Origin of the sequence: Shewanella sp. 4t3-1-2LB (assembly GCF_017368415.1) — a bacterium.
Classification (GTDB): domain Bacteria; phylum Pseudomonadota; class Gammaproteobacteria; order Enterobacterales; family Shewanellaceae; genus Shewanella; species Shewanella fodinae.
The window spans coordinates 1-318 of sequence record NZ_JAFNJD010000158.1 but is presented as its reverse complement, the minus strand read 5'-3'; the positions used below and the strand labels follow the sequence as shown (position 1 = coordinate 318).

The 318-nt window shown below is 42.1% G+C and carries 1 rRNA gene; it reads right to left on the bottom strand.

Going from position 1 to position 318, the window contains the following annotated elements:
• Positions 1–203: 203 nt before the first annotated feature.
• Positions 204–318, bottom strand: a 16S ribosomal RNA gene (locus J3L11_RS19100); the annotation flags it as partial.

Below are 318 nucleotides of genomic sequence, written 5' to 3'. Positions count from 1 at the left end.
TCGCCTTGATGTGTTTCATCGCTGAAACACTAGGATCACAAAACACTTGATTGAAGTATTTTGAGAACTCATTTTGATTAAATATCGCTATTTAATCTCTACTATCAGCTTTCCAAATTGTTAAAGAACAAACATCACTTCCGTAATGCCGGTTTGAGACAAACCTATCTGTGTGAACACTCACAACAAAGTCATCGTTTAGGTAAGGAGGTGATCCAGCCCCAGGTTCCCCTAGGGCTACCTTGTTACGACTTCACCCCAGTCATGATCCACAAAGTGGTAACCGCCCCCCCGAAGGTTAAGCTAGCTACTTCTTTT